Annotated in this window: 23 protein-coding genes and 1 pseudogene; 19 read left to right on the forward strand and 5 right to left on the reverse strand. The window is 70.1% G+C overall.

The window, feature by feature from the left end:
* Nucleotides 1-139 precede the first annotated feature (139 nt).
* Together ACGFIK_RS15005 and ACGFIK_RS15010 are read right to left on the reverse strand one after the other, a co-directional pair.
* On the reverse strand, nucleotides 140-694 hold the full coding sequence (locus ACGFIK_RS15005; RefSeq protein WP_327026449.1) for a hypothetical protein: 555 nt from the start codon (nucleotides 692-694) through the stop codon (nucleotides 140-142).
* 163 nt (nucleotides 695-857) lie between these two features.
* Nucleotides 858-1151 carry a hypothetical protein gene (locus ACGFIK_RS15010; RefSeq protein WP_327026448.1) on the reverse strand — a complete coding sequence of 98 codons (294 nt, stop codon included), beginning with the start codon at nucleotides 1149-1151 and terminating at the stop codon, nucleotides 858-860.
* Between the two features lie 429 nt (nucleotides 1152-1580).
* Between ACGFIK_RS15010 and ACGFIK_RS15015 the strand changes: the two genes are divergently transcribed.
* The 15 genes from ACGFIK_RS15015 to ACGFIK_RS15085 all read left to right on the forward strand — a co-directional run bounded on the left by ACGFIK_RS15015 (nucleotide 1581) and on the right by ACGFIK_RS15085 (nucleotide 18848).
* Complete coding sequence (locus ACGFIK_RS15015) at nucleotides 1581-1784, forward strand: cold-shock protein (RefSeq protein ID WP_327026447.1); 204 nt, start codon at nucleotides 1581-1583, stop codon at nucleotides 1782-1784.
* Between the two features lie 134 nt (nucleotides 1785-1918).
* The gene (locus ACGFIK_RS15020; RefSeq protein ID WP_327026446.1) at nucleotides 1919-3340 is read left to right on the forward strand and encodes an NAD(P)/FAD-dependent oxidoreductase; all 1422 of its coding nucleotides are present in this window, start codon (nucleotides 1919-1921) and stop codon (nucleotides 3338-3340) included.
* Nucleotides 3341-3435: 95 nt separating this feature from the next.
* Nucleotides 3436-4677, forward strand: coding sequence for a glycoside hydrolase family protein (locus tag ACGFIK_RS15025; protein WP_393339729.1), 1242 nt, complete (start codon nucleotides 3436-3438; stop codon nucleotides 4675-4677).
* A 165-nt stretch (nucleotides 4678-4842) separates the two neighbouring features.
* Nucleotides 4843-5673, forward strand: a complete 831-nt coding sequence (locus ACGFIK_RS15030; protein WP_393339836.1) for an alpha/beta hydrolase family protein — start codon at nucleotides 4843-4845, stop codon at nucleotides 5671-5673.
* Nucleotides 5674-5793: 120 nt separating this feature from the next.
* On the forward strand, nucleotides 5794-6951 hold the full coding sequence (locus ACGFIK_RS15035; protein ID WP_393339732.1) for an acyl-CoA dehydrogenase family protein: 1158 nt from the start codon (nucleotides 5794-5796) through the stop codon (nucleotides 6949-6951).
* Entirely contained in the window at nucleotides 6948-8087 is a 1140-nt protein-coding gene (locus tag ACGFIK_RS15040) for an acyl-CoA dehydrogenase family protein (protein ID WP_327026443.1), read from the forward strand. The genes ACGFIK_RS15035 and ACGFIK_RS15040 overlap by 4 nt, the downstream gene beginning before the upstream one ends.
* A gap of 74 nt (nucleotides 8088-8161) precedes the next feature.
* Nucleotides 8162-8944: an ATP-binding cassette domain-containing protein gene (locus ACGFIK_RS15045; RefSeq protein ID WP_327026442.1), complete on the forward strand. Its 783-nt coding sequence runs from the start codon at nucleotides 8162-8164 to the stop codon at nucleotides 8942-8944.
* On the forward strand, nucleotides 8944-9663 hold the full coding sequence (locus ACGFIK_RS15050; protein ID WP_327026441.1) for an ABC transporter ATP-binding protein: 720 nt from the start codon (nucleotides 8944-8946) through the stop codon (nucleotides 9661-9663). The genes ACGFIK_RS15045 and ACGFIK_RS15050 overlap by 1 nt, the downstream gene beginning before the upstream one ends.
* Nucleotides 9664-9681: 18 nt before the next feature.
* Complete coding sequence (locus ACGFIK_RS15055; RefSeq protein ID WP_327026440.1) at nucleotides 9682-10560, forward strand: branched-chain amino acid ABC transporter permease; 879 nt, start codon at nucleotides 9682-9684, stop codon at nucleotides 10558-10560.
* Nucleotides 10561-10628: 68 nt separating this feature from the next.
* Entirely contained in the window at nucleotides 10629-11663 is a 1035-nt protein-coding gene (locus ACGFIK_RS15060; protein WP_327026439.1) for a branched-chain amino acid ABC transporter permease, read from the forward strand.
* A 58-nt stretch (nucleotides 11664-11721) separates the two neighbouring features.
* The gene (locus ACGFIK_RS15065; RefSeq protein WP_393339739.1) at nucleotides 11722-13002 is read left to right on the forward strand and encodes an ABC transporter substrate-binding protein; all 1281 of its coding nucleotides are present in this window, start codon (nucleotides 11722-11724) and stop codon (nucleotides 13000-13002) included.
* Nucleotides 13003-13108: 106 nt separating this feature from the next.
* On the forward strand, nucleotides 13109-13885 hold the full coding sequence (locus tag ACGFIK_RS15070) for an SDR family oxidoreductase (protein WP_393339839.1): 777 nt from the start codon (nucleotides 13109-13111) through the stop codon (nucleotides 13883-13885).
* A 1-nt stretch (nucleotide 13886) separates the two neighbouring features.
* Nucleotides 13887-15122, forward strand: coding sequence for an acyl-CoA dehydrogenase family protein (locus tag ACGFIK_RS15075; RefSeq protein WP_393339742.1), 1236 nt, complete (start codon nucleotides 13887-13889; stop codon nucleotides 15120-15122).
* Nucleotides 15123-15166: 44 nt separating this feature from the next.
* Nucleotides 15167-15778: a TetR/AcrR family transcriptional regulator gene (locus ACGFIK_RS15080; protein WP_393339842.1), complete on the forward strand. Its 612-nt coding sequence runs from the start codon at nucleotides 15167-15169 to the stop codon at nucleotides 15776-15778.
* A gap of 97 nt (nucleotides 15779-15875) precedes the next feature.
* A complete protein-coding gene (locus ACGFIK_RS15085; protein ID WP_393339745.1) occupies nucleotides 15876-18848 on the forward strand; it encodes a LuxR C-terminal-related transcriptional regulator in 2973 nt (990 codons plus the stop codon).
* 264 nt (nucleotides 18849-19112) lie between these two features.
* Here ACGFIK_RS15085 and ACGFIK_RS15090 read toward each other — a convergent pair whose 3' ends face one another.
* The 3 genes from ACGFIK_RS15090 to ACGFIK_RS15100 are packed head-to-tail and all read right to left on the reverse strand — an operon-like array spanning nucleotide 19113 to nucleotide 22118.
* Nucleotides 19113-20072: a toll/interleukin-1 receptor domain-containing protein gene (locus tag ACGFIK_RS15090; protein WP_393339748.1), complete on the reverse strand. Its 960-nt coding sequence runs from the start codon at nucleotides 20070-20072 to the stop codon at nucleotides 19113-19115.
* Nucleotides 20073-20103: 31 nt separating this feature from the next.
* Nucleotides 20104-21510, reverse strand: a complete 1407-nt coding sequence (locus ACGFIK_RS15095) for a hypothetical protein (RefSeq protein ID WP_327026433.1) — start codon at nucleotides 21508-21510, stop codon at nucleotides 20104-20106.
* Nucleotides 21510-22118: a hypothetical protein gene (locus ACGFIK_RS15100; RefSeq protein WP_327026432.1), complete on the reverse strand. Its 609-nt coding sequence runs from the start codon at nucleotides 22116-22118 to the stop codon at nucleotides 21510-21512. Before ACGFIK_RS15100 ends, ACGFIK_RS15095 begins: the two co-directional genes overlap by 1 nt.
* A gap of 419 nt (nucleotides 22119-22537) precedes the next feature.
* Between ACGFIK_RS15100 and ACGFIK_RS15105 the strand changes: the two genes are divergently transcribed.
* From ACGFIK_RS15105 to ACGFIK_RS15120, 4 genes and pseudogenes are all read left to right on the forward strand, one after another.
* Nucleotides 22538-23689 (forward strand): helix-turn-helix transcriptional regulator, encoded by a 1152-nt coding sequence (locus ACGFIK_RS15105; RefSeq protein WP_327026431.1) that lies wholly within the window; start codon nucleotides 22538-22540, stop codon nucleotides 23687-23689.
* A gap of 180 nt (nucleotides 23690-23869) precedes the next feature.
* The gene (locus tag ACGFIK_RS15110; RefSeq protein WP_327026430.1) at nucleotides 23870-24115 is read left to right on the forward strand and encodes a hypothetical protein; all 246 of its coding nucleotides are present in this window, start codon (nucleotides 23870-23872) and stop codon (nucleotides 24113-24115) included.
* Nucleotides 24075-24518 (forward strand): annotated as a pseudogene (locus ACGFIK_RS15115) (hypothetical protein). The gene ACGFIK_RS15110 and the pseudogene ACGFIK_RS15115 overlap by 41 nt, the downstream one beginning before the upstream one ends.
* Nucleotides 24519-24981: 463 nt before the next feature.
* The gene (locus ACGFIK_RS15120) at nucleotides 24982-26178 is read left to right on the forward strand and encodes a helix-turn-helix transcriptional regulator (RefSeq protein ID WP_327026429.1); all 1197 of its coding nucleotides are present in this window, start codon (nucleotides 24982-24984) and stop codon (nucleotides 26176-26178) included.
* Nucleotides 26179-26547 lie beyond the last annotated feature (369 nt).

The raw sequence follows: 26547 nt of genomic DNA on the forward strand, positions 1-26547 counted from the left end.
TCGGGATGATCGTGACCGGTATCGTGGCCGGGCCGGCGGCGGGACTCCGGTGCGACTTCCGGAACCCGCCTCTGAAGCGATGCTTCGCAGTTCGTGCCCCCATTCCCCGGCCGGTTTCGGTCCGTGCTGTCGGCGGCGGTCAGCTCACGACGAAGGTCACGTCGTCGATGTCGAAGGCGGTGACACCGTTGCCGGCCGTCTCGACGGCGCCGAAGGTGACCCACGCGGTGCGCTCGGTCGCCGCCGCCCCGCTGCCCATGCTGTACTGCCGCCACTGCGGCCCGCCGTCGTAGGCCAGCGAGAACCGGGTCTTCGGGGGCTCCCCGGTGACCGCCAGCCCGACGTTCACGTAGTCGCCGCGGCTGGTCTCCGTGGTCAGGGTCCGGACCCAGAACTGGACCGTCAGGCTGCAGTTGGCCGGCACGGTCACCTCGGTTCGGAGCAGCTCGTACCGGCTGACGTCCAACCCGGCGAGGGTGGCGTACGCCCGTCCGGTGTGGGCGGGCCGCGCCGCGTCGCCGAGCACGACCATGCGGGGGCCGGCTGTCCAGCCGGTGGTGCCGCGCTCGAAGCCCGGATTCGTGTGGATCTGCCCGCGGCAGGGCGTCTCGGCGGTCGGCGGGCGGTGGTTGGCGCTGCCGGTGGTCAGCAGGAGCAGGGCGGCAGCAGAAGCGAGAGTGACGAGGGTCTTCATCGGTTCTCCCCGTGTCGAGTATCCATAGGGTCGATTTTAATCGACGATGCTCGATCAGTGTTCCCGCGTCAAGCTCTTCCCGCCGTCGCACTGGTCGGTCAGATCGAAGGAATGCCGACCGAGGATCCCTGGCCGGCGGGCGGGGGGTCCTGCTGTTCGGAAACTACGGTGACCGCAGGGGTGCGAGCTGCACGGTCCAGGTCCGGGCCGTTCCGACGACCGCGATCGCCCGGCAGAGCAGATCGCAGCCCAGTTGGGCGCTGCCCTCCGCGAAGCCCCGGTTGATCAGGCTGATTGCCTTCGGGTGATCGCCCGCTTCCAGGGCATCCTCCAGGGCGGCGGTCAACACTTTGGTAAGTGCGGAGTGAAAACTTTCCGCCCCCTTTTCGCGGAGGTTTTTGACGGGCCTGCGCGGCTCCGGGGAAGAGACCGCCGATGGGGCCAATGCGAACGTCATTTCCTGCTCCTGTGCCGGAGGGCCGCCCGAAAATGGCGGGACCCGCAACTGGAGGTCAGCCAGACCTCCGATGGGTTGCCTCACGACATCGCTGGTCGTCGCCCGCAACGTGGCGTTACCCGGCAGTTCGTCCGAGGTGCCGGTGGTCGTCTACCCCTCCACTCTACGCCCACCACCCGCTGTCGCTGTGCTGTCAGCCGCCCTCACCCCGCGGGCTCCAGCGGCGAGTGGCCCGCACCTCGTCAAATTCTGTGCTACGGTTGCCTCGTTGCAGTTTTGATTTCCGTTTGACGTTTCGGCGCCTGATGGGTTAACCAAAACCCGTTCAGGTGCTTTTTTCGTTTTCGTGTCGTTCCCGACGCGGGTTATCAACGCAGCGGCACGTGAGGCCGCACAGTGTGGTCTCCACCAGCCTGCGAAGGAGCAGACATGGCTACTGGTACCGTGAAGTGGTTCAACGGTGACAAGGGTTTCGGTTTCATCAGCCAGGATGGCGGCGGCGCCGACGTTTTCGCCCATTTCTCGGCGATCTCGGCCAGCGGCTTCCGGAGCCTCGATGAGAACCAGCGCGTCGAGTTCGAGATCACCCAGGGCCCGAAGGGCCCGCAGGCGGCGGACATCCGCGCACTCTGATCCACGCTTCACCGAACGGCGGCCTGACTGGTTCAGCAGGCCGCCGTTCGGCGTTCCTCCGTACGCCGTCCCCGGCGCTATCTTCTTCCTCGTCGCGGCGATCCGCCTCGGCCGTGCCGCGAAGGGGAGCTGACATGACCGAGTGGGAGTACGACGTCGTCGTGATCGGTGCGGGGCCGGTGGGGGAGAACGTCGCCGACCGGGTCGTGCAGGGCGGACTGACCGCCGCCATCGTCGAACGGGAGCTGGTCGGCGGGGAGTGCTCCTACTGGGCCTGCATGCCGACCAAGGCCTTGCTGCGCAGCGGTTCCGCGCTGCGTGCGGCCCGCCAGGTGCCCGGTGCCCGGGAGGCGGTGACGGGGGACCTGGACCCGGCGGCCGTGCTGGCCCGGCGGGACTCCGTTGCCGCGCACTGGCGCGACGACGGCCAGGTGTCCTGGTTGGAGTCGGCCGGGATCGTGCTGCACCGAGGGCATGGCCGGATCAGTTCCGCCAAGGTGGTCGAGGTGACCGGGGCCGACGGTGCCACGACCAGGCTGACCGCCCGGCACGCCGTGGTGGTGGCCACCGGCAGCAGCTCCCGGATGGCGGACCTCCCGGGTCTGGCTGCGGCGGCACCCTGGTCCAGCCGCGAAGCCGCCTCGGCCAGGTCGGTGCCCCGTCGACTTGCCATCATCGGCGGCGGGGTGGTGGCCACGGAGATGGCGACCGCGTACGCCGCCCTGGGGTCCTCGGTGACCGTGCTGGCCCGCAGCGGGGTGTTGCCGTCGGTGGAACGGTTCGCCGCCGACCGGGTCGTGGAGTCGTTGCGCCAGGCCGGGGTCACCGTTCAGCTCGACGCGGAGGCCGTGGCCGTCCACCGTGACGACAGCGGAACCGTCCACATCGACACCACCCGGGGCGAGCGGGTCGAGGCCGACGAGGTGCTCGTCGCGATCGGCCGTACCCCGAACACCAAGGACATCGGCCTCGACACGGTGGGTCTGACCCCCGGCGACTGGCTGCCGGTCGACGACACCATGCGGGTCCTCGACGGCGGAGGCTGGCTGTACGCCGCCGGTGACGTCAACCGGCGGGTCCTGCTGACCCACCAGGGCAAGTACCAGGCCCGCGCGGTCGGCGATGTGATCGTGGCCCGGGCCAAGGGGGAGAAGGTCGAGGACGGCCGGTGGGGCCGGCACGTTGCCACGGCCGACGAGAGCGCGGTACCCCAGGTGGTGTTCACCGAGCCGGAGGTCGCGGCGGTGGGCCTGACGGCGGCGGCGGCCGAGGCGGCCGGGCTGCGCATCCGGGTGGTGGACTACGACCTGGGCCGGGTGGCCGGGGCCACCCTGCACGCGGACGGCTACCAGGGGCAGGCCCGGATGGTCGTCGACGAGGACCGGAAGGTGATCGTCGGGGTCACCCTCGTCGGGCCGGACGTGGCGGAGCTGATCCACGCCGCTACCGTCGCCGTCGTCGGCGAGGTCCCGCTGGACCGGCTGTGGCACGCGGTGCCGGCGTACCCGACCGTCAGCGAGGTGTGGCTGCGGCTGCTGGAGGCGTACGGCCGCTGAGGTGTCCCTGGAAAACGTGGCGCGTATCGGTGAACCGGGGCGGGGTGCCCGTCGTGGTACCCGCGACCAGCCACGGATTTCTAGGAGCACTGTTCATGACCTCACGTTGGGTGAGCCGCAGACGGCTCGTGTGGGTAGGCGCGATCCTTACCTGCGGGGCGATCCTGGTGGGCCTGACGGCCGTACCCTCGGCGCGGGCCGACCGCAGCGCGCCGATCGTCGGGGTGGCCGGCAAATGTGTCGACGTCCAGTGGTCCCAGACGGAGAACGGCACCACGGTCCAACTGTGGGACTGCAACGGCACGGCCGCCCAGAACTGGGTGGGGGTGGGGCGTCAGGGCACCCTGCGCGCGCTCGGCAAGTGTCTGGACGTGGCCGGCGGCCTTCATGACGACGGCACCCGGGTGCAACTGTGGGACTGCAACGGCACGCCGGCGCAGAGTTGGCTGCTGGACCAGGGGAAGGTGATCAACACCGGGTCCGGCAAGTGCCTGGACGCCTCCGGTGGCGCGGCCACCGGGACGGCGCTGCGGATCCGCGAGTGTTCCGGGGCGGTCACCCAGGCCTGGGCGGCGGGCGGACGGCCGGAGGTCACCGGGCCGGCCGCGAAGAAGGGGGTGGCCACCTGGGCCTTCCCGCCTGGCGGCGAGGGCATCCGTCAGGTGGGTGCCACCTGGTACTACGACTGGTCCACCTCGGACGATGACGTGCCGGCGGGGGCCGAGTTCGTGCCGATGATCTGGGGTGCCACCTTCGTCACCGAGGCCGACCTGGCCACCGTCCAACGTTCTGGGCGTACCCTGCTGGGCTTCAACGAGCCGGACCTGCCGGGGCAGGCGAACATGTCCGTGGAGCACGCTCTGGACCTGTGGCCCCGGCTTCAGGACACCGGGATGCGGCTGGGTAGCCCGGCGGTCGCCTTCGGCGCCGACACCCCGGGCGGCTGGCTGGACCGCTTCCTGGCCGGCACTCGGGAACGCGGACTGCGGGTGGACTTCATCGCCCTGCACTGGTACGGCTCGGACTTCGGCGACGAGGCGGCGAACCACCTGATGCAGTACGTGCACGCGGTCTACGAACGCTACCGGCTGCCGATCTGGATCACCGAGTTCGGCCTGATCGATTTCAGCCAGGGGGCACCCCGCCACCCCTCCCCGCAGCAACTTGTCACCTTCATCGACAAGGCGGCGGCCGCGTTGCAGGCCACCCCGTACGTCGAGCGGTACGCCTGGTTCGCCCTGCCGGCCGCCGGGGAGCACGCGGCGCACGGTCTGTACCGGGAGGACGGCACCCTCACCGAGGCGGGTGCGGCCTACCGGATGGTGGGGGGCGGTTAGCCCGCGCGGGGCGGGTGACTGGTGATTCTACCGATGCGGGGTCGGCGCAACGCCCCAAACACTGATCGCAGTCGATACCACTCCAAACCCAAGGGAGTATCCGACGTGCGATCCACCACCACCACCACCCGTCCCCGTTCCCTCACCCTCCTGGCCCGGCTGGCGATGGTCGCCGTCATGGCCGCCGGTGGCGTCGTCGCCACCTCCTCCACCGCCCAGGCCGCCAACCCGTACGAGCGGGGCCCGGCGCCGACCCACGCGATCCTGGAGGCCACCCGCGGCCCCTTCGCGACCTCGTCGACGAACGTCTCCTCGCTGGTGAGCGGCTTCGGCGGCGGCGTCATCTACTACCCGACGACCACCACCGCGGGCACCTTCGGCGCGGTGGCCATCTCGCCCGGCTACACCGCCTCCTGGTCGAGTCTGGACTGGCTGGGCCCGCGAATCGCCTCGCACGGCTTCGTGGTCATCGGCATCGACACCATCACCCGGCTGGACCAGCCGAGCAGCCGGGGTCGGCAACTGCTGGCCGCCCTGGACTACCTGACCGAGCGCAGTTCGGTGCGCAGCCGCATCGACTCCAGTCGGCTGGCCGTGGCCGGTCACTCGATGGGCGGCGGCGGCAGCCTGGAGGCCGCGGCCAGCCGGCCGTCGTTGCAGGCCGCCGTGCCGCTGGCACCGTGGAACCTGACCAAGAACTGGTCGAACCTGCGGGTGCCCACCCTGATCATCGGTGGGGAGAGCGACTCGGTCGCCTCGGTCGCCTCGCACTCCGAGCCGTTCTACAACAGCATCCCGGCCTCGGCGGAGAAGGCGTACCTGGAACTCAACAACGAGGGCCACTTCTTCCCGAACACGGTCAACACCCCCACCGCCAAGCAGATGGTGTCCTGGCTGAAGCGGTTCGTCGACGACGACACCCGCTACGACCAGTTCCTCTGCCCGGGCCCGAGCGGCTCGGCGGTGGAGGAGTACCGCAACACCTGCCCGCACTGACGGGTCTTTCCGGGGCGGCCGTGACGCAGGCCGCCCCGGATCCTTCGGCCGCCGGTCTTCCGTCCCGAGGACCGGCGGCCGTATATTGCATCGACAGTGCAGAAATGCTGGAGGTGGTGAGTGTCCGACCATACCGCTGACGGGCTGCGCGGGCTGGTCGCCGCGTTCCTGCGGACGCACGACCCGGCCGGTGATCGCACCGGCTTCCTGCGCGCCCGCTTCGACGCCGGGCTGGCCTGGGTGCACCACCCGCCCGGTCGCGGTGGTCTGGGCGCCCCGGCGCACCTGCAACCCGTGGTGGACGAGGCCTTCGCCGCGGCCGGCGCACCGGACAACCGGCCCCGGCGCAACAGCATCGGGCTCGGCATGGCCGCCCCCACCCTGCTGCGGCACGCCACCGAGGCCCAGTGCCGGCGCTGGCTACGACCCCTGTGGACCGGTGAGGAGGTGTGGTGCCAACTGTTCAGCGAGCCCGAGGCGGGCTCCGACCTGGCCAGCCTGCGCACCCGGGCAGTGCCCGAGGGGGAGGACTGGGTGGTCGACGGGCAGAAGGTGTGGACCTCCCTGGCCCATCAGGCGCGCTGGGCGATCCTGCTGGCCCGTACCGATCCCGCCGCGCCCAAGCACCACGGCCTGACCTACTTCGTCTGCGACATGACCGCACCCGGGGTGCAGGTACGCCCCCTGCGGCAGATCACCGGGGAGGCGGAGTTCAACGAGGTCTTCCTGACCGGGGTCCGGATACCGGACGCCCACCGCATCGGCGCGGTCGGGCAGGGCTGGCCGATCGCCCGCACCACCCTGATGAACGAACGGGTGGCCATCGGCGGGCGACCCCTGCCCCGGGAGGGCGGCATGGTCGGGGTGCTGACCCGGCTGTGGCGACAGCGACCGGACCTGCGTACCGCCGGTCTGCACGCGGAGGTCCTGCACGCCTGGGTACGCGCCGAAGCCGCCCGGCTGGGCGCGCTGCGGCTGCGCCAACTGATCGCCGCCGGTGAACCCGGCCCGGAGGGTTCGGCCGTGAAGCTCTCCTTCGCCGAACTGAGCCAGCAGATCAGCGGGCTGGAGGTGGAGCTGCGCGGCGCCGAGGGGCTGCGGCACGACGACTGGACGATGCACCGCCCGGTCGAGCCCGACCTGCTGGGCCGCACCGCGACCTACCGCTACCTGCGCGCCCGGGGCAACTCCATCGAGGGCGGCACCTCGGAGATCCTGCGCACCATCATCGCCGAGCGGGTGCTCGGGCTGCCCACCGAACCCCGGAGGGACCGTTGACCGACCTGCTCTACGACGCCGACGAGGAGGCCCTGCGCGACAGCGTACGGGCCCTGCTGACCGCGTACGCCCCCTGGCAGCGAACCCTGGCCGCCGTGGACGGCGAGGACCGGTACGACCTGGAGTTGTGGCGGCGGCTGGTCGACCAGACGGGGATCACCGGCCTGGCCGTGCCCACCGAGTACGAGGGGGCCGGTGCGGGTTTCCGCGAGGTCGCGGTGGTGCTGGAGGAGTTGGGTAGGACGGTGGCCCCGGTGCCCTTCCTGGGCACGGTCGTGGCCACCCGAGCGTTGCTGGCCTGCGGGGAGCACACCCTGCTGCGTCAGGTGGCCACCGCCGAATGCGAGGTGACCCTGGCGGTCGGGTTCGCGACCGCCCCCGACCGGACCCCGGCGGCGACGGCGCCGACTTCGACCACCCGGTGCGACCCGGTGCGGGTCGGTTCCGGACCCACCCTGTCCGGCCGGGTGTCCGGGGTGGTCGACGCTGTGCCGGAGGGCCTGCTGCTGGTTCCGGCCGGTGAGGGGTTGTACGTCGTCGAGGCCGCCGATCCGGCGGTGCGGCTGACCCCGGTGGTGTCGCTGGACGCCACCCGGCCGCTTGTCGACATCGAGTTCACCGGGGCCCCGGCCCGACCGGTCGCCACCGGGGTGGCCGCCGCCGAGGCGGTGACGGCGGCGCTGACCGCCGGGGCGGCCCTGCTCGCCTCCGAGCAGGTGGGCCTGGCCCAGTGGTGTCTGGACACGACGGTGGCCTACGTGCGGCAACGTCACCAGTTCGGCCGCCCCGTGGGCTCCTTCCAGGCGGTCAAGCACCGGCTGGCCGACCTCTGGGTGGAGTTGACCGAGGCCCGGGCGGTGGCCCGGTATGCGGCCGACCGACTAGGCGCGGACGATGCGGAGGCCTCCCTGGCCGCCGCGTTGGCCCAGGCGTACTGCGGGCCGATGGCGGTGCGGGCGGCGGAGGTCTGCGTCCAGTTGCACGGTGGGCTCGGCTTCACCTGGGAACACCCGGCGCACCTGTACCTCAAGCGGGCCAAGAGCAGCGCGATCGCCTTCGGTACCGCCGACCGGCACCGGGCCGCCCTGGCCCGAATGGTCGATCTGCCCGCCCCGACGGTTGAACAACGACATTGAAGGTGTTGACGAAACACGCGAGAAACGTACACTCCCAGTGTAATAAGTTTGGCCGCGCGGTGAGGGGCGGGTAGATGGCGGCGGGTCTCGCACTGCACCAGGTCGGCGTCCGTTTCGGCGGCCTCACCGCCCTCGACGAGGTCTCCCTGGAGGTCGGTCCGGGTGAGGTGGTCGGGGTGATCGGTCCCAACGGGGCCGGCAAGACCACCCTGTTCAACGTGGTGTGCGGCTTCGTCGCCGCTAACACCGGCACCCTGACCCTCGACGGTCGACCCCTGCGGCCCCGACCGCACCGGCTGACCCGGCTGGGCATCGCTCGCACCCTCCAGGCCACCGGCCTCTTCGGTGGGCTCACCGTGCTGGAGAACGTGATGACCGGGGCCACCCACACCGCCCGCACCGGCCTGCTGCCGGCCCTGCTGGGCCTGCCCCGCAGCGACCGCGAGGAGCACCGGCTGCGCGAACACGCCCGCACCGTCCTGGCGGAGCTGGGCATCGAGAAGTACGCCGACGCCATGCCGGGCACCCTGCCCTTCGCCGTACGCCAGCGGGTGGGGCTCGCCCGCGCGCTGGCCGCCCGACCCCGCCTGCTGCTGCTCGACGAACCGGCCGGCGGCCTGGGAGCCGAGGACGTGGACTCCCTGGCGGAGCTGATCCGGAGCTTGCCGCACCGGGCCGACGACCCCTGTGCCGTGCTGCTGGTGGAGCACCACATGGACCTGGTCATGGCGGTCTGCGACCGCATCGTGGTGCTCGACTTCGGACGGGTGGTCGCCGCCGGGCCACCCGAGGCGGTCCGGGAGGACCCGGCCGTGGTCGACGCCTACCTCGGCGCGACCGTGGACGAGGCCGCGTAGTGGCCGCCGACCTGCTCGCCGTCGAAGCCCTGGCCGCCGGCTACGGCCCGGTGCCGGTGCTGCACGAGGTGGGCCTGCAGGTGCCCGCCGGCACCATCGCCGCCGTGATCGGTGCCAACGGCGCCGGCAAGACCACCCTGCTGCGCACCCTGTCGGGCATGTTGCGCCCGACCGCCGGCCGGATCCTGTTCGACGGGCGGGACCTGCGCGGCACCCCGGTGGAGCAGCTGGTCCGCCGTGGGGTGGCCCACGTGCCGGAGGGGCGCGGCGTGATCGGCGAACTCACCGTCGCGGAGAACCTGCGCCTGGGTGCCCTGTGGCGGCGCGATCGCAGCGACGCCGCCCGCGCCCTGGACGAGGTCTACCAGCTGTTCGAGCCACTGGCCCGACGGCGGCGACACCTCGGCCACCAGCTCTCCGGTGGCGAACGGCAGATGCTGGCCCTCGGGCGGGCCCTGGTCGGCCGCCCTCGCCTGCTGCTGCTGGACGAACCCTCCCTCGGCCTGGCCCCCCGGGTGGTGGCGCAGACCATGGCGTTGCTGCGCCAACTGCGCGACGACACCGGGCTGACCGTGCTGCTGGTGGAGCAAAACGTGCGCAGCGCCCTGGCCGTGGCCGACCAGGGCATCGTGATGTCGCTGGGCCGGGTCGTCCTGGCCGCCCCGGCCGAGCGGCTGCGTGACGACACCGACCTGCGCCACGCCTACCTCGGATTCTGAAAGAAGGCTGGGAGGACCGTGGACCGCTTCCTCTTCCTCACCCTCGACGGTTTGTCGAGGGGCGCGGTCTACGCCGCGTTCGCACTGGCCCTGGTGCTCATCTGGCGCGCCGGTCGGATCGTCAACTTCGCCCAGGGCGCCATGGCGGTCGCCGCCGCCTATGTCGCCTACAGCGTCACCGCCGCGACCGGCTCCTACTGGCTGGGGTTCGCCGCGGCACTGCTGGCCGGACTGCTGCTCGGGGCCCTGGTCGACGTGGCGGTGATGCGGCTGGTTGACCACCGCTCACCCCTCAACCCGGTGATCGTCTCCCTCGGCCTGGTCCTGTTGATCCAGGCGATCCTCGGCATGGTCTACGGCAACGAGTACCTGCCCGCCCAGACCCCGTTCAGTCGTACCGCACTGACGGTGGGCGGGACGGCCGTGCTGTCCCCGTACGACCTGTTCGTCTTCGCGGCCGTGGGGGTGGTCGGGGCGGCCCTGGTCTGGGTCTTCACCCGGACCGCGATCGGATTACGGATGCGGGCGGCGGCCTTCGCCCCGGAGGTGTCCCGGCTGCTCGGGGTGAACGTCGGCGGGATGCTCACCCTCGGCTGGGCCCTGGCCTCCGGGGTCGGGGCGCTGGCCGGGATGCTGGTCATCCCCACCGAGCTGGGCCTGCACCCGCACGCGATGGACCTGGTCTTCGTCTCCGCCTTCACCGCCGCGGTGCTCGGCGGGCTGGACAGCCCACCCGGCGCGGTCGTCGGTGGCCTGGGGGTCGGCCTGCTGCTCTCCTACGTCAGCGGGTACGCCGGGGGCGACCTCATCCCGCTGGCGGTGCTCGCCCTGCTGCTGACGGTGCTGCTGGTCCGCCCCGGTGGGCTGTTCGCCCCGGTCACCGCGAGGCAGGTGTGAGCGCCACCCGGGCCTCGGCCCCGCCCCGCCGAGTCCGTGCCTCCGAAGCCCTCCGTTCCGGCCGTACGATGCCCACCCTGCTCCGGCATCTCCTCGTCGCGGCGGGGGTGGGGCTGGCGGTGCTGATGGTCAGCTACCAGCTCGACTCGTACCGCAACTTCCAACTGGCCACGGTGGCCGCCTACCTCTGCGCCACCGCCGGGCTGACCATCCTGACCGGACTCTGCGGACAGCTGTCGCTGGGGCACGGGGCGCTGATGGCCACCGGGGCGTACACGGTGGCCCTGTGCCAGGCCGCCTTCTTCGACCGGGGGGTCACCTCCGGGCTGACCCTGATCGGGTCGCTGGCGGCGGCGGTGCTGGTCACCGTCGTGGTGGGGCTGGTCGTCGGGGTGGCCGCCGCCCGGCTACGCGGGCCCTACCTGGCCGGGCTCACCCTGGCCGTGGCGGTGGTGGTGCCGGCCCTGACGGTCACCCTGGACGGGGTCTTCAACGGCGAGCAGGGCCTGCCGGTGCCGGTGGCGCCCGCACCGGAGAGCCTGGGGCTCTACTTCCCGCACGAGCGGTGGCAGCTCTGGGTGGCCGCCGGGACCACCCTGCTCTGCCTGGTGGTGCTGGCCAACCTGGTCCGCAGCCGGTACGGCCGCCTGTTCCGGGCGGTCCGCGACGACGAGGTGGCCGCTCGCCTGGCCGGCATCCATGTGGCCCGTACCCAGGTCATCGCCTTCGTGGTCAGCGCGGCCGGTGCCGGCCTGGGTGGTGCCCTGCTGGCGGTGCTCGCCCAGAGCGTGTCACCCGGCGCCTTCGGTCTGACCCTGTCGCTGTTCCTGCTGATGGCGGTCGTCATCGGCGGTCTGGGTCGACTCGCCGGTGCGGTGTGGGGCGCCCTCCTGCTGGTCGCCCTGCCCGACCTGACCCACTCGCTTACGAACCTGTTCACCCTGTCACCGGCGGCGGCGCAGCGGCTGGAGGGCAACCTTCCGCTGGCGATCTTCGGGGCCACCTTGATCGTGGTCATGATCGCCGCACCCGGCGGTGTGCAGGGTCTGTTGTCCCGGCTGACCCACCGGCTACGCACCCGCCGGCCGGTCGGGCGGTCGTGACCGTCCCACCCCCACCCACCCATCTCGCACAACCGGACCGATGAAAGGTCGGTGTCCCATGCGAACCACGGCACGGCGCGGTCTCGTGATCGCCACCACCCTCACCCTGCTGCTCGGCCTCACCGCCTGCGGCGCGGACGACGCTCCCGGCTCCGGGGAGCCGGTTCCCGGGGTCACCGACACGGAGATCGTCGTCGGCACCCACATGCCGCTGACCGGACCGGCCTCCGCCGGCTACTCGAAGATCGCCCCGGCGACGAAGGCGTACTTCGACTACGTCAACGCCAACGGGGGAGTGCACGGCCGCAAGATCACTTACAAGATCATGGATGACGGCTACAACCCCGCCACCACCCAGCAGGTGGTGCGGCAGCTGGTCCTCCAGGACAAGGTCTTCGCCGTGATCAACGGGCTCGGCACCCCGACCCACACCGGTGTGCTGGACTTCCTGCACAGCAACCGGGTGCCGGACCTCTTCGTGGCCTCCGGCAGCCGCAGCTGGGACCAGCCCGACAAGTATCCGAACACCTTCGGCTTCAACCCGGACTACACCGTCGAGGGCAAGATCCTGGCCACCCACGTCAAGAGCACCATGCCGGGTAGCAAGGTCTGCTTCCTCGGCCAGGACGACGACTTCGGACGCGACGCCCTGGTCGGGGTGGAGAAGGTGCTCGGTGCCGGCGGGGTGACCGCCAAGCAAACCTACGTGACCAGCAACACCAATGTCGCCCCGCAGATCGGCGCCTTCAAGGAGGCCGGCTGCGAGGTCGTCATCCTCGCCACCGTGCCCGGCTTCACCGCCCTGTCCGTCGGCACCGCTGCCCGGCTCGGCTACCGCCCCCAGTGGGTGGTGTCGAACGTCGGCAGTGACCACCCGACCCTGGCCCGGCAACTCGGCGACGCCGCCGGGCTGCTGGAGGGGATGGTCGGCCTGAACTACCTGCCGATGCAGACCGACACCGAGAACCCCTGGATCCAACTGTTCAACAAGATCAACACTGAGCACAACAGCGGGGCGGAGTTCGACGGCAACACCGTCTACGGGATGGCGGTGGGTTACCTGTTCGTGCAGGCGCTCCAGGCCGCCGGCAAGGACCTGACCCGCCAGTCGTTGATCGAGGCCGTACGCAAGGGCGGCTACCAGGGTCCGGGGGTGGCGCCGCTGCGCTTCTCCGCCACCGACCACTCCGGCTACGGCGGTGGCCGGCTGACCCGGGTCACCGAGGGCAAGCAGAGCTTCTTCGGACCCACCTACGAGACCGACGAGAACGACGGACCGGTCCAGGAGTACACCGTCGCGCCGGTGACCCCACCGGCCAACGGGGTACCGACCGCCTGAGCCGCCCGCCTGGTCCGCACTCCAACGGGGGGTGCGGGCCAGGCCCTACCCGGGACGGAGGACCATGCCCACCGGCGACAGACCCCCCGACCCCACCACCGGCGGACTGCGGCTGCCCGGGGCGGCCGTGGTGGTGACCGGCGCGGGCTCCGGCATCGGGGCGGCCCTCGCCGAGCGGTTCGCCGCCGCCGGTGCCGAGGTGATCGTCAACGACCTGGACGCCGAGGCGGCGCAGCGGGTGGCCGAGCGCATCGGGGGGTACGCCTGCCCCGGTGACGCCGCCGACCCGGCCGGGGTGGCCGACCTGGTGAACCTGGCCCGCCGACGGCTAGGCCGGGTAGACCTGTACTGCGCCAACGCCGGAGTGGTGCCCGCCGACGACACCGAGGCCGGCTGGGAGCGGGCCTGGCGGGTCAACCTGATGTCCCACGTGTACGCCGCCCGGGAACTGCTGCCCTCCTGGCTGGCCGCCGGGCGAGGGCGGCTGCTGGTCACCGCCTCGGCCGCCGGCCTGCTGACCATGCTCGGCAACGCGCCGTACGCGGTGACCAAACACGCCGCCGTCAGCTTCGCCGAGTGGCTGCGGGCCACCTACGCCCACCGGGGCCTGGTGGTGCAGGTGCTCTGCCCCCAGGGGGTGCGTACCCCGATGCTGGCCGGGGCGGACGCCATGGGCAGCGCCCTGCTGGAGGCCACCGCCGTCACGGTCGACCAGGTGGCCGACTGCGTGCTGGCGGCCCTGACCGACGAACGGTTCCTCGTCCTGCCGCACCCGGAGGTAGCCGCCTGGTACGCCAATCGGGCCGCCGACCCGGACCGCTGGCTGCGCGGGATGAACCGGCTCCAGCAACAGACCGAAGGCGAACCGGACGGAGAGGTCTGAGGTGGACTTCCGCTACGACGACACCACCGAGCGGCTGCGGGAGCGGCTGAGCGACTTCATGACCGAATGCGTCTACCCGGCCGAGCCGGTCTTCGAGGCCCAGGCCCGGGAGCCGGGCGAGCCGTGGCGGGTGCCCCCGGTGGTGGCCGAACTCCAGACCGAGGCGCGGCGACGCGGGCTGTGGAACCTCTTCCTGCCCGGCGAGCACGGCGCCGGCCTGACCAACCTCCAGTACGCGCCCCTGGCGGAGATCACCGGACACTGCCCCTGGCTGGCCCCGGTGGCCCTCAACTGCGCCGCCCCGGACACCGGCAACATGGAACTGCTGGCCCAGTTCGGCTCCGCGCAGCAACGCGAGCAGTGGCTCACCCCGCTGCTCGACGCCCGGATCCGGTCCGCCTTCGCGATGACCGAACCGGCCGTGGCCTCCTCGGACGCCACGAACATCGCCACCCGCATCGAACGTGACGGGGACGAGTACGTCGTCAACGGCCGCAAATGGTTCGTCACCGGGGCGATGGACCCGCAGTGCGCGATCTTCATCGTGATGGGCCGGACCGACCCCTGCGCCCCCCGGCACCAACAGCACAGCCAGATCCTGATCCCCCGGGACACCCCGGGGGTCACCGTCCGCCGAGGTATGACGGCCTTCGGGTACGACGACGGCGACCACGGCGGCCACGCGGAGATCGACTTCGTCGACGTACGGGTGCCGGTGACCAATCTGATCGGGGCGGAGGGTTCCGGCTTCGCCATCTCGCAGGCCCGGCTCGGTCCGGGCCGGGTGCACCACTGCATGCGGCTGCTGGGCATGGCGGAACGGGCCGTCGAGTTGATGTGCCGACGGGTCAGCCAGCGGCACGCCTTCGGCGCGCCCCTGGCCGAGCAGGGGGTGGTGCGGGACTGGATCGCCCAGGCCCGGGTCCGCCTGGAACAGGCCCGCCTGCTGGTGCTCAAGACCGCCTGGCTGATGGACACCGTCGGTAACCGGGCCGCCCACACCGAGATCCAGGCCATCAAGATCGCGGTGCCGGAGACGGTCGAATGGATCATCGACCGGGCGGTGCAGGCCCACGGGGCGGCCGGGGTCAGTCAGGACACCCCGCTGGCCCGGCTCTGGACCCGGGCCCGGGCGGTACGCATCGCCGACGGCCCCGACGAGGTGCACCGGCAGTCCCTGGCCCGCCGGGAACTGCGCCGGTATCGGGACGCGGATGCCGAACCGGCGCGCGTCTAGACTCGGCTGGCACGAGGAACACAGCGGTGAGGAGACGGGCGCGGATGGTCAGTGCCGAGGCGGCCGGTCGGATCGACGGGCGTACCGCGCGGGCGGAGCGTACCCGGGCGGCGATCGTGGAGGCCCATCTGGCGCTCATCACCGAGGGTGACCTGCGGCCGACCGGGGAGCGCATCGCCGAACGGGCCGGCATCTCCCTGCGTACGCTCTGGACCAACTTCAAGGACATGGAGACCCTCTTCGAGGCCAGCGGCGCGGAACTGCTCCGCCAGCAGGACGCCGCCTGGCGGCCGATCTCGCCCACCCTGCCCCTGGCCAAGCGGGTCGACGCCTTCTGTCGGCAACGGGCCAAGCTGCTGCAACTGATCGCCCCCTCGGCGCGGGCGGCCCAACTGCGCGAACCCCACTCCGCCCAGTTGCGCCGCAACCGGCTCAAGCACATCGCCCGGGTACGCGACGAGGTCGAGCAGTTGTTCGCCGAGGAACTCGACCGGGCCGGGCCGGCCCGGGAGCAGGTGATCAACGCGGTGGTGGCGGCCAGCACCTGGCCGGTCTGGTCCACCCTGCGCGACAGCCTAGGGCTGGGGGTGGACGCCGCCCGGGCGGTGATGGCCCGTACCGTCGGCGCACTGCTGATGCAGGTGGGCGAGGGCTGAGGGGGACGCCGGCCCGCAGGGTGTCCTGACGGGTTGGTTTCCGCAGTGTTGCAGTTTGCCTCTTTTCAAGCGCTGCCCAATAGGCGAGACTCGATGCATGGTTAGTGCATCAGCAGTGCAAATAGAAGTGCTACGGGGCCGGCAGGGGGAGTGCCGGGAGATCCGGTCGCTGCTCGCCGCACCGGCCGGGGGAGCGCTCCTGCTGCACGGCGAACCCGGCGCCGGGCGCACCGCCCTGCTGGCGTACGCCCACCGCCACCGCGCAGGCCGCCGCCTGCTCGCCGCCGCCGGCCTGGCCGACGAGGCGACGCTGCCCTACGCCGGACTGCAACGCCTGCTCGACCCCGTGCTCGACCACGCCGAGGCGCTGCCCGAACGGCAGCGGCAGGTGCTGTGCCGCGCCCTGGCCGGGGAGGGCTGCCCCGAGGAAGACCGGCTCATCCTCTCCACCGCCGTACTCGGACTGCTGGCCAGCGCTGCCCACGCCGGTCCGCTGCTGTGCACCATGGACGACCTCGACGCCGGGGATGTGCCGACCGCCCAGGTGCTGACCTTCGTGGCCCGGCGGCTCGCACACCTGCCGGTGGTGCTGCTGCTCACCTCCGCCACCGACACGGCGGCGCAGGCGGTACCCGGCCACCGCCTGCTGCCGCTGGACCGTACCGACAGCCTCGCCCTGCTGGCCGCCCGCTGCCCGGGGCCACCCCCGCCCGAGCCGGTGCTGGCCGCCCTGGGCGGCCTGGCCTGCGGCAACCCCCAGGCCCTGGTCGACCTGGCGGACTCACTCACCCCCGGCCAGTGGTGCGGCGCGGAACCCCTGCCGACGATGCCCCCGGCCGACGGGGTCCTGGGCCGGACCTACCGCGCCCTGCTGGCTCGCCTGCCACGCGACACCCGAGGCGCGTTGCTGCTGGCCGCGATCGCCGCGGCCGACCTCGCCAACCCGACCCCGACCGGCCGGGCCGCCGCCGTGGACCCGCTAACCCTGGGCCGGGCGTTGCGCGCCGCCGGCAGCGGCGTCGAGGCACTGGCGCCCGCCGAGGCCGCCGGGCTGATCCGGATCACCACACCCGGTGGTGCCGACTTTCCCCGACGCCTGGCCCGCAGCATGATCGAGGCTACCGCCTCCGTCGCCGCCCGCCGCGACGCCCACCTGCTGCTCGCCGCCGTCCTCGACGGCCCCGGCTCGCGGCTGCGTCGGGCCCTGCACCGGGCCGCCGTGATCGACGGAGATGATCCGGCGTTGGCGGCCGAGTTGGAGGTCGCGGCGGCAGCCCACCAGGACCGGTCCGTCGCCGCGACCGCGCTGACCCGAGCCGCCGAACTCAGCGACGAACCGGTGCTCGCCACCGCCCGGCAGGTCACCGCGGCCCGCTACGCCTGGCAGGCGGGACAACCCGAACGCGCCCAGGCGCTACTGCACCGGGTCGCCGACGCGACCGGCGCACCGCCACCCCAGCCGATCGGTTGCCGCACCGCTGGCCTGCCGATGACCCCGGCCGCGCCGACCGGCCGCAGCGCTGTCGGCCTGCCGATTCCCCGACCCGCGTCGACCGGCTGTAGCGCCCCTGGCCTGCCGATTGCCGCACCCGCGTCGACCGGGCGCAGCGCCACTGACCCGCCGGTGACCGCTGCCACGGGCGGCCTGGCCGAACTGCTGCGGGGTGAGATGCACCTGCGCTGTGGTCGCGCCTCGACCGCCCTGCCCACCCTGCTGACCGCCGCCACCGCGCTGGCCGACATCGACCGCGAGTCGGCGCTGGTCGCCCTGGTCCGCGCCGGTGAGGCCGTCTGCTTCTCCGGCGACCACCACCGCTACGCCGAGGTGGCCCGCCGGGTGCAGGCACTCCGCCGCGACCAGGATCCACCGTGGGCGGACCTGCTGACCACCCTGGTCGCCGGGGTCGCCGCCACCCTGCGCGGCGAGCACGCCCACGGCGGCCCGCTGCTACGTCGGGCGGTGGCCCTCGGCGGCCGGCTGACCGGTGCCGCAGTCACCCCGACCGCGTTGACCGGTGCGGCTGCAGCCGGCCTACTGGTCGCGGTCGACGCCGCGGCGTACCGGCTAGCCGAGGACGCCGTCGACCTGGCCACCGACCGTGGTGAGGTGTCGCTGCTGCCCAGGGCGCTGGAACTACGCGCGATGAGCGAATACTGGCTGGGCCGGCACGACGCCGCAGCGAAGAGCTGCCAGGAAGGACTGCGGGTGGCCCGGGCCGCCGGACAGCACGCCACCGCCGGCGTACACCTGGGTCTGCTCGCCGTGCTGGCGGCCGTGCGGGCCGACCACGACGCCTGCCTCGGCCACGTCGCCGAACTGGGCGACACCGCCGCACCCGGCAGCCGCCCGTACGCCCTCGCCCAGTGGGCCCTCGGGGTGCTGGACCTGGTCGACGCCCGGTACGCCGACGCGGCCGACCGGCTGGCCACGCTGGCCCGACCCGGCACCGGGCGCGGCCAGGTGCTCGTCCAGGTGATGGCCACACCCCACCTGGTGGAAGCCGCCGCCCACGACGGCAGAACCGCCCGGGCCCGAGCCGCGCTCGCCGTATTCGACCGCTGGGCCGGCAGCACCGCCAGCCCGCTGCGCCGGGCGCTGTCGGCCCGCTGCCACGCGCTGCTGGCCCCGCGCGGCAGCATCGAAGCCGAGGAACACTTCGACCGGGCGTTGTGCCTGCACCCGGCCGACGCCGCCGCCTTCGAACGGGCCCGCACCGAACTGCTCTTCGGCCGGGAACTACGCCGCAACCGGCGGCCCCGCGACGCCCGCGACCACCTGCACCGGGCCCGGCAGACCTTCGTCCTGCTCGGTGCCGACGTGTGGGCGCGGCAGACCACCGTGGAGCTACGCGCGGCGGGGGAGTCCGTCGGTACGCCGGATCGCCAGGCGGTGCGGCTGCTCACCGGCCAGCAATTGCGCATCGCCCAACTGGTCGCCGCCGGAGCCACCAACCGGGAAGTCGCCACGCAGATGTTCCTGTCCACCCGGACCATCGACCACCACCTGCGCAACATCTACCACCGACTCGGCATCCGCTCCCGCACCGAACTGGCCCGCGCCTTGGGCTGAGGCCGCGACCGCAGCACGTTCCACCTGCTCAAGCCGCACCCGTTCCGCAGGCTGTCGCGAAGCTGCCATGATCGGTGTCATGCAGCGCATCCCCATGACAGGACCAGTCGGTCCCCGCTCAGCCGACACTGTTTGAGGAGGTTGGAAAACCACTCCTGGCGGTAGCTGATGGTCGCCCGAATCGCGGCAGTAGCGCCCGTTCGACCGTTAATCGGCGTCGAGCCGGTGAGCCGGTACCGGAGGTCCGTCCAGAAGCGCCAGGAATTACACGGCGATCAGTTCGGCGATCTTCTTGGCGATGTCCTCCATGGAGTCCTCTTCGGTGCTCAGTCCGTGGCGGGAGCCGAGGAGCGGGCTGACCGACCGAATCTCATCGTAGGTGACCCCATGCGCGACAGGGATCAGCAGGTCACGCGACAGCAGTTCCGAGAGTTCCTTCTCGGACACCCCGCCGCTCTCGACGCGCCTGAGGAGTGCGGGCGTGATGAGGACGAGACCAATGCGCGTCTTGGCTAGACCCTTGTCGATTTCCCTCATGAACGGCTGGCCGAGCACGATGTCCCTCTCGCTGAACCAGACCGACACGTCCTCGGCTTCAAGGAGATCGTGCAGTTCCGTCGCGGTTCCACGCCGGTCGTCCCAGGCGTGACAGAGGAACAGGTCGTACGTCTTAGCCCGAGGTCCTACCGCCTCGACCGTACTGCGATAGCGGTCCAGCGCCGCGACTTCGTCAGAGGTGTAAGCAACGGGTGAGCCAGCTGGCGACCACCGAGGTCGGATCGATCGACTGCCACCGCCACCACCGGAGGACCCGCTTCCGCCGTCGCTGCGGGAAGGGGTGGGCGAAGCGTAGTTGGACGGGGGCGAGTAGGACGTGTAAGACCGGTACGACGATCGGCCATGGACGGGGCATGCGGCGGCACCGCTGGAGGTGCGGTGGCCTTGACTGGGTGCTGTGCATCGCATGCCTTCACTATAGGAAGGGGTCCCGACAATTCCGCCTGTGCGGACCATCGCAACGACACAGCGGCAAGATCGTGCGGCGGCAAGAACAATCCTGATCTTGCACCTGCCTGTGCCGAAGTCTCTCGGTGATGCCGGCTTCTTTCCACCGAACTCAGCAACGAAGAAATCTTGCTGGCTTGAAGCGCTGCATAGTCCGTGACGTCTACAGCGCCCTACGCGCCGACTTCGCCGCCCTCGCCCTTGCTTACAAATTAGCATCGGGATGGCATGGCGGGCGGCTAGGAGGGCCTCACTCCCAAAGCGGGTCCTGAATTGCTACTGGGTCACGGCCAGATACCAGCCTCACGTCAGCATCGGGCGCAGCCCGATTGTTCAACTCAAGTAGGAGCCGAACTGCGGCTTGGGCTAGTTCATCAAGTGGGTAAGAGGCGTTGGTATGGCCCATGGCTGTTCCAGTGACGAAATCTGCTATTAGATTACGCCCGCTGGACATCGCTATTGCAGCCGTCTGTGCCAAGGAGTCACCACGAGCCACTAGCTGCCCGAAGTCCGGACTGTCGACAACGTCAGCATTGCCAACAGCTTGGATCGAGATGGCGAAGTTGGCTTGCTGTACTTTGACTTCCGTCATGCGGACTCCCAGTTGGCGGACGCCATCAATCAAGGTGGTAACCGACACGCCGCGTCGCCTTTCATGCGGAGGCAAGTCGTTTGACCTGGTGGCGAAGTAAGCAATCCAGCCGTCGCCGCGCAGTGCTAGACAGTCGTTTTGTATTCCCCAGTTTGCACTCTGGCCCTCAGGGATCGACGTGCGGCTTTGGCCAAAGACGCGCGCTCCGCGTGCTAGCAATCGATCCAAATTCGCTTCGACTAGATGACCTAGGTTCGGTCCCGATTCTGGCCCTAGGGCTACTATTTGTTCGAGTCGGACGTTTCGACCGATCCTCCGCCAGAATTGCACGTCGGCAGTTGTGAGGGTTGCTAGAAGAAGGGACAGGTCTCTGCCTGTTAGTGGACCGGTCAGATTGCGATGGGATGGGAAATTCTCAGGGGTGCCGCCCTGTCCTTCCCAGACTGCCCGGTAAAGACGACTGAATCGGTTTGCCTGCTCGTCGTCCAACATGCCTTCGGCCGCTACAAGGGCCGATCTGATCGGCTCCGCCTCCAAGTGCTCCGCAGCAGAGAAAGCAGCGATGGCGGATTCGGTCGCACCCCTCGCCGCCTGCTCATCGACTATGCCTAGGCCACCACGGATAACGGCGTTCGTGAGCACCGAAGTAATCGGGACACGAGGGGACACAAATTCCTCGATTGCATCCGGATTCGTAATCAGGGCACGAGCCTCTTTCGCGGCCATTTCCAAGCGTTCGTGAGCGACTGAGTACCGTTCGGATCCGGAGTCATCTAGAGTGAGCATAATCGGGTGGCTGGATGCGATAATCTTCAGGTCAGCCGCTAGCCATTCTGGGTTTGGATCGGTGCGCAGAAAGACGAGTCTTTCCCGGTTTTCCTGCGGCCAGGTCAGCACCAGGTCTGGTGCGAAAGTGTGATTGAAATATTCGGTCTTCCTGACTCGGGCAGACGGGTCTCCGGATCGCAGGAAGTTGCTCACGCTCGTCTTCAAGGAGTCGATTCGACGGTCCGGTGTGTCGAAGTCTAGCGCATGGCGCAGAGCCGCGCTTAATTCGCCGCTCATTAGGACTCCTCTCCGATGCCCATGAACGCCATAATCCGCTGGTAGTGGTCGCTCGTGATTACTAGACCCTCCTGCTCGTCGCAGAGGGTCAATAGCCATAAGCGGTTGGTCAATTCGTATATTACTTGGGTGTCTAGTTTTCCTAGCGCTTCCTCGGCTGACTCTGTTCCAAAAACTCGAAAGGTGTTTTCGGCGTGAAGGAGGTGCTTCTTGATGGACTCCGGACTTCGATGTTTATGCCAGCTTTGGGCTTGAAATGGGGCCCAGGATAGCCAGATTAGATTATCGCATCGGTCGGGCTTTTCTTGGAATGCCACGTAGCATTCGGCGATGAACTTTCGGTACTCTGTCGCTGAGTCCATCTCGTAGCGATATGCCTTGACTTCTGCCATAAATGACTGGTCGTGCAGATCGCCGCCACGCAACTTTCCCTCCAGGTCAAAGCTGAAGCCTTGACCACCATAGGGCCACTGAAAATGCAGCAGGTCCTTAAAAACCTTGTCAGTATTTGTGTAGATCGACGCGACGCGGGTCGAATAGTTTAGCCACCGCTTAGCTCTATCTACGCCAATGCTGCCGGTCTGCTGCCGTAGCTCGCCCGCCACCATCACAGCAGGGTATATCACCCACACGCACAGCAACAGGACCGAAGACCAGTTGGAGCCTGACGCTGGCTGACGAGAATGCTGCTTGTCCCTCGACGGCAGGCTGGTGAGGCTCGATCGCGTCGTATGCCGGTGGTAGCTGCGTGGGGACGCCGGAGGCACAAGACACCGTCAAACGTCGTCAACCGTGGACATAAGCAGGCGTCGGCCGCCGTTGCCCCTGGTAGACCAGCCGGGGTCATGGTTCCGCTTCAGTGCTGTGGGGATAGGCGCTCGGGGCTTGTCGCTTGGTGGCGGACTGTAAAGCACTGTCAGTCGGGGGTACCGTCGGTGGCAGTGTGGTCGCTGGCTGCCCTGCCGTATCTGGTCGTTGTTCGAGAGGGATTGCTGTGCCTCGCCGAGCCATACCTGCTGACCCTTCGGTGGGTGAGCGCATCCGGGCCCGGCGCGAGTTGCGTGGCTGGAGTATCCGGCATGCCGCGAGTCGCGCGGGTATCTCGCATACGACGTGGTCGCGGATCGAGCGCGGTGTTCAGCGTACGGATCGGTACATGGTGGTGGATCTGGCCGCAGCCCTGGAGTGTTCGGTTTTCGACCTCACCGGGCAGCCGTATACGCCGGCTGATCGGCAGCTTGATGGTGCGCGTATCGACGCCGAGCGGGTGTGGCGGGCGATGATGGCGTATCCGTTCGATGGGCCGCCGGTCGTCGGGGCGGCCACTGTGGAGCAGGTGGACCGGGAGTCGTCGCTGGTGCGGGATCTGTACGGCCGGTGCGACTACGCCGGAGCCCTGCGCCGGCTGGTGGATCTGCTTCCCGCCCTGCACGGGGTGACCGACCGGCGGGCGGCGTACGGGTTGATGGTGCCGGTGTACGGGGTGGCAATGGGTTCGTTGCTGAACGTGGGTTACTCGGCCCATGCCTGGTTGGCAGCGGAGCGTTGTGCGGTAGCTGCGCACCTGCTTGATGATCCGGTTGCGGTGGGGGTCGCGGCGGCGAATCGGGCTCGGGTGTCGGCGTACACCGGCGCGTACGGCCCTGCGCGGGCGTACTGCGATCGGGCCGGAGCGGACTTGGAGGGTAGCGGTGCGGACACCGCGCTGGATGTGCTCGGATTCCTGCACCTGGCCCGCGCGCATCACCTTGCCGGCATGAAGGATCAGTCGGCCGCCGAGGATCACCTCGACGAGGCGGCGCGGATCGCCGCGCACACCGGGGAGACGACAAGCTGGGACCTGTTGTGGGGGCCGAGCAACGTGGCGCTGTGGCGGATGGCCTACCTGCTCGACACCGGACGTCCGCAGGAGGCGTTGCAGGCGGCTGCCGGGGTGACGGTTGGGGAACTTCCCGCCGTGCGGCAGGTGTACTACTGGCTGGACATGACCCGCGCGATGGTGGCGGCTGAGCGGGAGCGAGACGCGGTGCGGATGTTGCTGGCGGCCGAACGGGTCGGTCCGCAGCACACCCGGTCATCGACGGCGGCGCGAGAAGTCGCACGTGGGCTGCTGCGCCGAGGGCTGGTCTCCACGGAACTGCGAGGCCTGTGCGAGCGCATGGGGGTCTCCACCCAGTAGTGGTGCGTAAGTGTTCCAACACACACCGTGCCGTCCATAACGTTCCGATCAGGACACGACGGCAGGAAGTAGCCGCTTCGCCGACCGTGTCCGCCGGGTGGCGACGTGAACCCGAGCGCGACACCTGACATCCGCGCTGCCGTCGCCACTCGCCCACCCGCGACGAGGGAGGCGGAACCTGTGGCGATCCGGTCCGAGCTGCGCGACATTCTGCGGTGGCTGCTGCGACGCGCGGAGTCACCCCCGCCGCCGGGAACGGGTCAACGCCACCAGGCCGCCGAGCAGGCCGCAGCGCAGCGGAGGCTGCTGGACCAGGCGAAGAGGTCACGGGACACGCACTGGCACCGCGAACCGATCCAGACCACGCCGTACGCGCCGACGACGCGTGATCAGCGCACCGGGGACGCGACAGGGAGCCACCGGTGAGCCCAGCGCGGGCAGGTTTTCCTGCCATACCTCCCTCAGGCCACCGGAGAGTCTCGTACGACGAGTACCTGTCGGCTACGGCGTTGACCTTTGCCCGGCGGCATCGACCGGTGTGGTGTTGGCGGCGGTGGCGGCGGGTCTGTCGGTGCGGGGCCGACCTGCCCTGCCGTGCTCGACATCGCATTCCGATCAATCGTGGTCACTGGCCTGGGGAGGGTGAGCAGTGACCGGCGGGCCGGAACGGACGATCCTCGCGGTACACGTGCGTGGGCTCGACGGGATGTGCGTCGGTTGTCGGGTGTGGTGGGCGCGGCTGGTGCCGTACCCGTGCTGGCAGGTGGATTGGGCGACCAGTCGGCAGGCTCGCGCGAGCATGGCCCGGTTTCTGGGCGGTGTGCGGTGACCACCCATGGCCCGGTGGTGCCGATCTGGAGCTGTGGTGGCTGTGACCTGCCCTGGCCTTGTCCGACGCGGCGGCGTGAGCTGCGCGCGGAGTACGCGGGCGCGCCGGTGTCGCTGGCGCTCTACCTCGGGGTCTGTCTCGTGCAGGCGGCCGAGGACATGCCTTGGGCACCGGCAGGGGCACTGCACCGCCGGTTCATCGGCTGGGCCAGGCAGGTGCCGGAGATACAGGAGCGAAGTGCAGCAACCGGGCCAGGCGAACCAGGCCGGGACGGGCGTCACCGGGCCGGATGACCTCGGATCGAGCCGGACTACCGCCCGACGTCAGAGACGTGCGTGGACGTCTCTGACGAAGCGCCCGGAACTTACAAGCGAGGGGTCAACGATGCTCGGCGTTGGGGGTACCGTCGACGGGGGAAGTGGCTGGGGGAGTTCACCTGGCATCTTGAGCTTGGAGCGGCGCTATGGCCTCGTCCGTCGATCCGCGCTTCGGCGTAGCTCTGCGTGAGTTCCGGGAGCGACGTGGTTTGTCGCTTCGAGCCCTGGGGCAGCTCGCTCATCGGAGTAAGAGCCATCTGCACGAGTTGGAGGCAGGGCTCAAGGCTCCGACGGTCGACACGGCGCGCCACTTGGACCGGGTTCTCGACGCGGGGGGTTTGCTTGCCCGACTGGTCGATGCGCCTGTCGACCATGCGGCCGAGGCCGGCGAGCTGCGGGCGAGAGTCGCCGCCAGCGATGTCAGCAGGGACCTGCTCGAACGGATCGAGCAGGGCGTTGACGACCTCGCCAGTGCCTATCCGACGATGGCCCCGGCGGATCTGTTGCCGCTGGTACGGCGGCACCTCGCCTATGTCGGGCGGCTGTTGGATGGACGGGTCACGCTTGCTCAACAACGACGGTTGTTGGTTGCCGGTGGCTGGTTGGCGGTGCTGCGGGCGACGGTGCATATCGACCTGCGGCAGCGGGCTGCTGCGGCTGCCCACTTGCGAGCTGCTCGTGATCTTGCCGAACATGCTGAGCATGCCGAGATCCAGGCATGGTGTCTCGAAACCCGGGCCTGGGACATGCTGACTCAAGGCGACTACCGGACGGCACTCGATCTCTCCGAACAAGCTCAGCGGGTCGCCCCGAAGGGCAGCTCTGCCCGCATTCAGGCGACTGCCCAGGAGGCTCGTGCGTGGGCGCGGATCGGGGACGTCGGTGCGACGCGGCGGGCATTGGACCGGGTCGAGCGGCTGACGGCGAATCTGCCGGTTCCTGAGCGAGCCGAGCACCACTATCGGTACGACCCGGCCAAGGCTGCCGCGTACACGGCCACGACTCTGGCGTGGGCGGGTGACCCCGGTGCCGAGCAGGTGGCGCGGGCTGTGTTGGCCGATTTGGACCCGTACGGCGATGGGGGAGCGCGGCCCCGCCGGTCCGCGTCGGCCCGTCTCGACCTCGGCCTTGCCCTGGTCGCCGCCGGGCAGCCGGATGAGGCGGTCGCTCTTGGGGCGCAGGCTGTGGAGTCCGGGCGGGTGGTGCCGTCGAACTGGTGGCGGGCTGCGGAACTACTGACGAAGGTGGAGCAGTCGGGGGCACCAGAGGCCGCGACATTGCGTGATCTGTGCATCGAGTACGCACCCGGACGTCGACCATCAGCGGACAGCACACCTGGTTAGCGGACAGTCACCTTCTGGATCGTTGCCGCGCACGGCGTGAGGCTGGACCTCACTGCACCCGGGCGCGGAACGAGACACATCAGCAGGTGTCCCTCCGCGCCCTCGAGACGGAGGGCCGGACACATGACAGTGGGCATCGGACTCCTGCGGCGGATCGTCAGCCGGTACCTCCCGCCGCCGGTGGTCTCCGGCTTCGGACAGCGCATCCAGACCATGGAGCAGGAGGCCGCCAGGCAGCGGCTGTTGGATCAGGCGCGAGGCGCACAACAGCCTTCGGCGGGTGGGGATTCTTCTGTGCCGCTGAAGCGGCGCGTCTCGTACGACGAGTACCTGTCGGCTACCGCGATGACCTTCGCCCGGCGGCATCGA

It is taken from the genome of Micromonospora sp. NPDC048871 (assembly GCF_043198155.1).
Taxonomy (GTDB): Bacteria; Actinomycetota; Actinomycetes; order Mycobacteriales; family Micromonosporaceae; genus Micromonospora.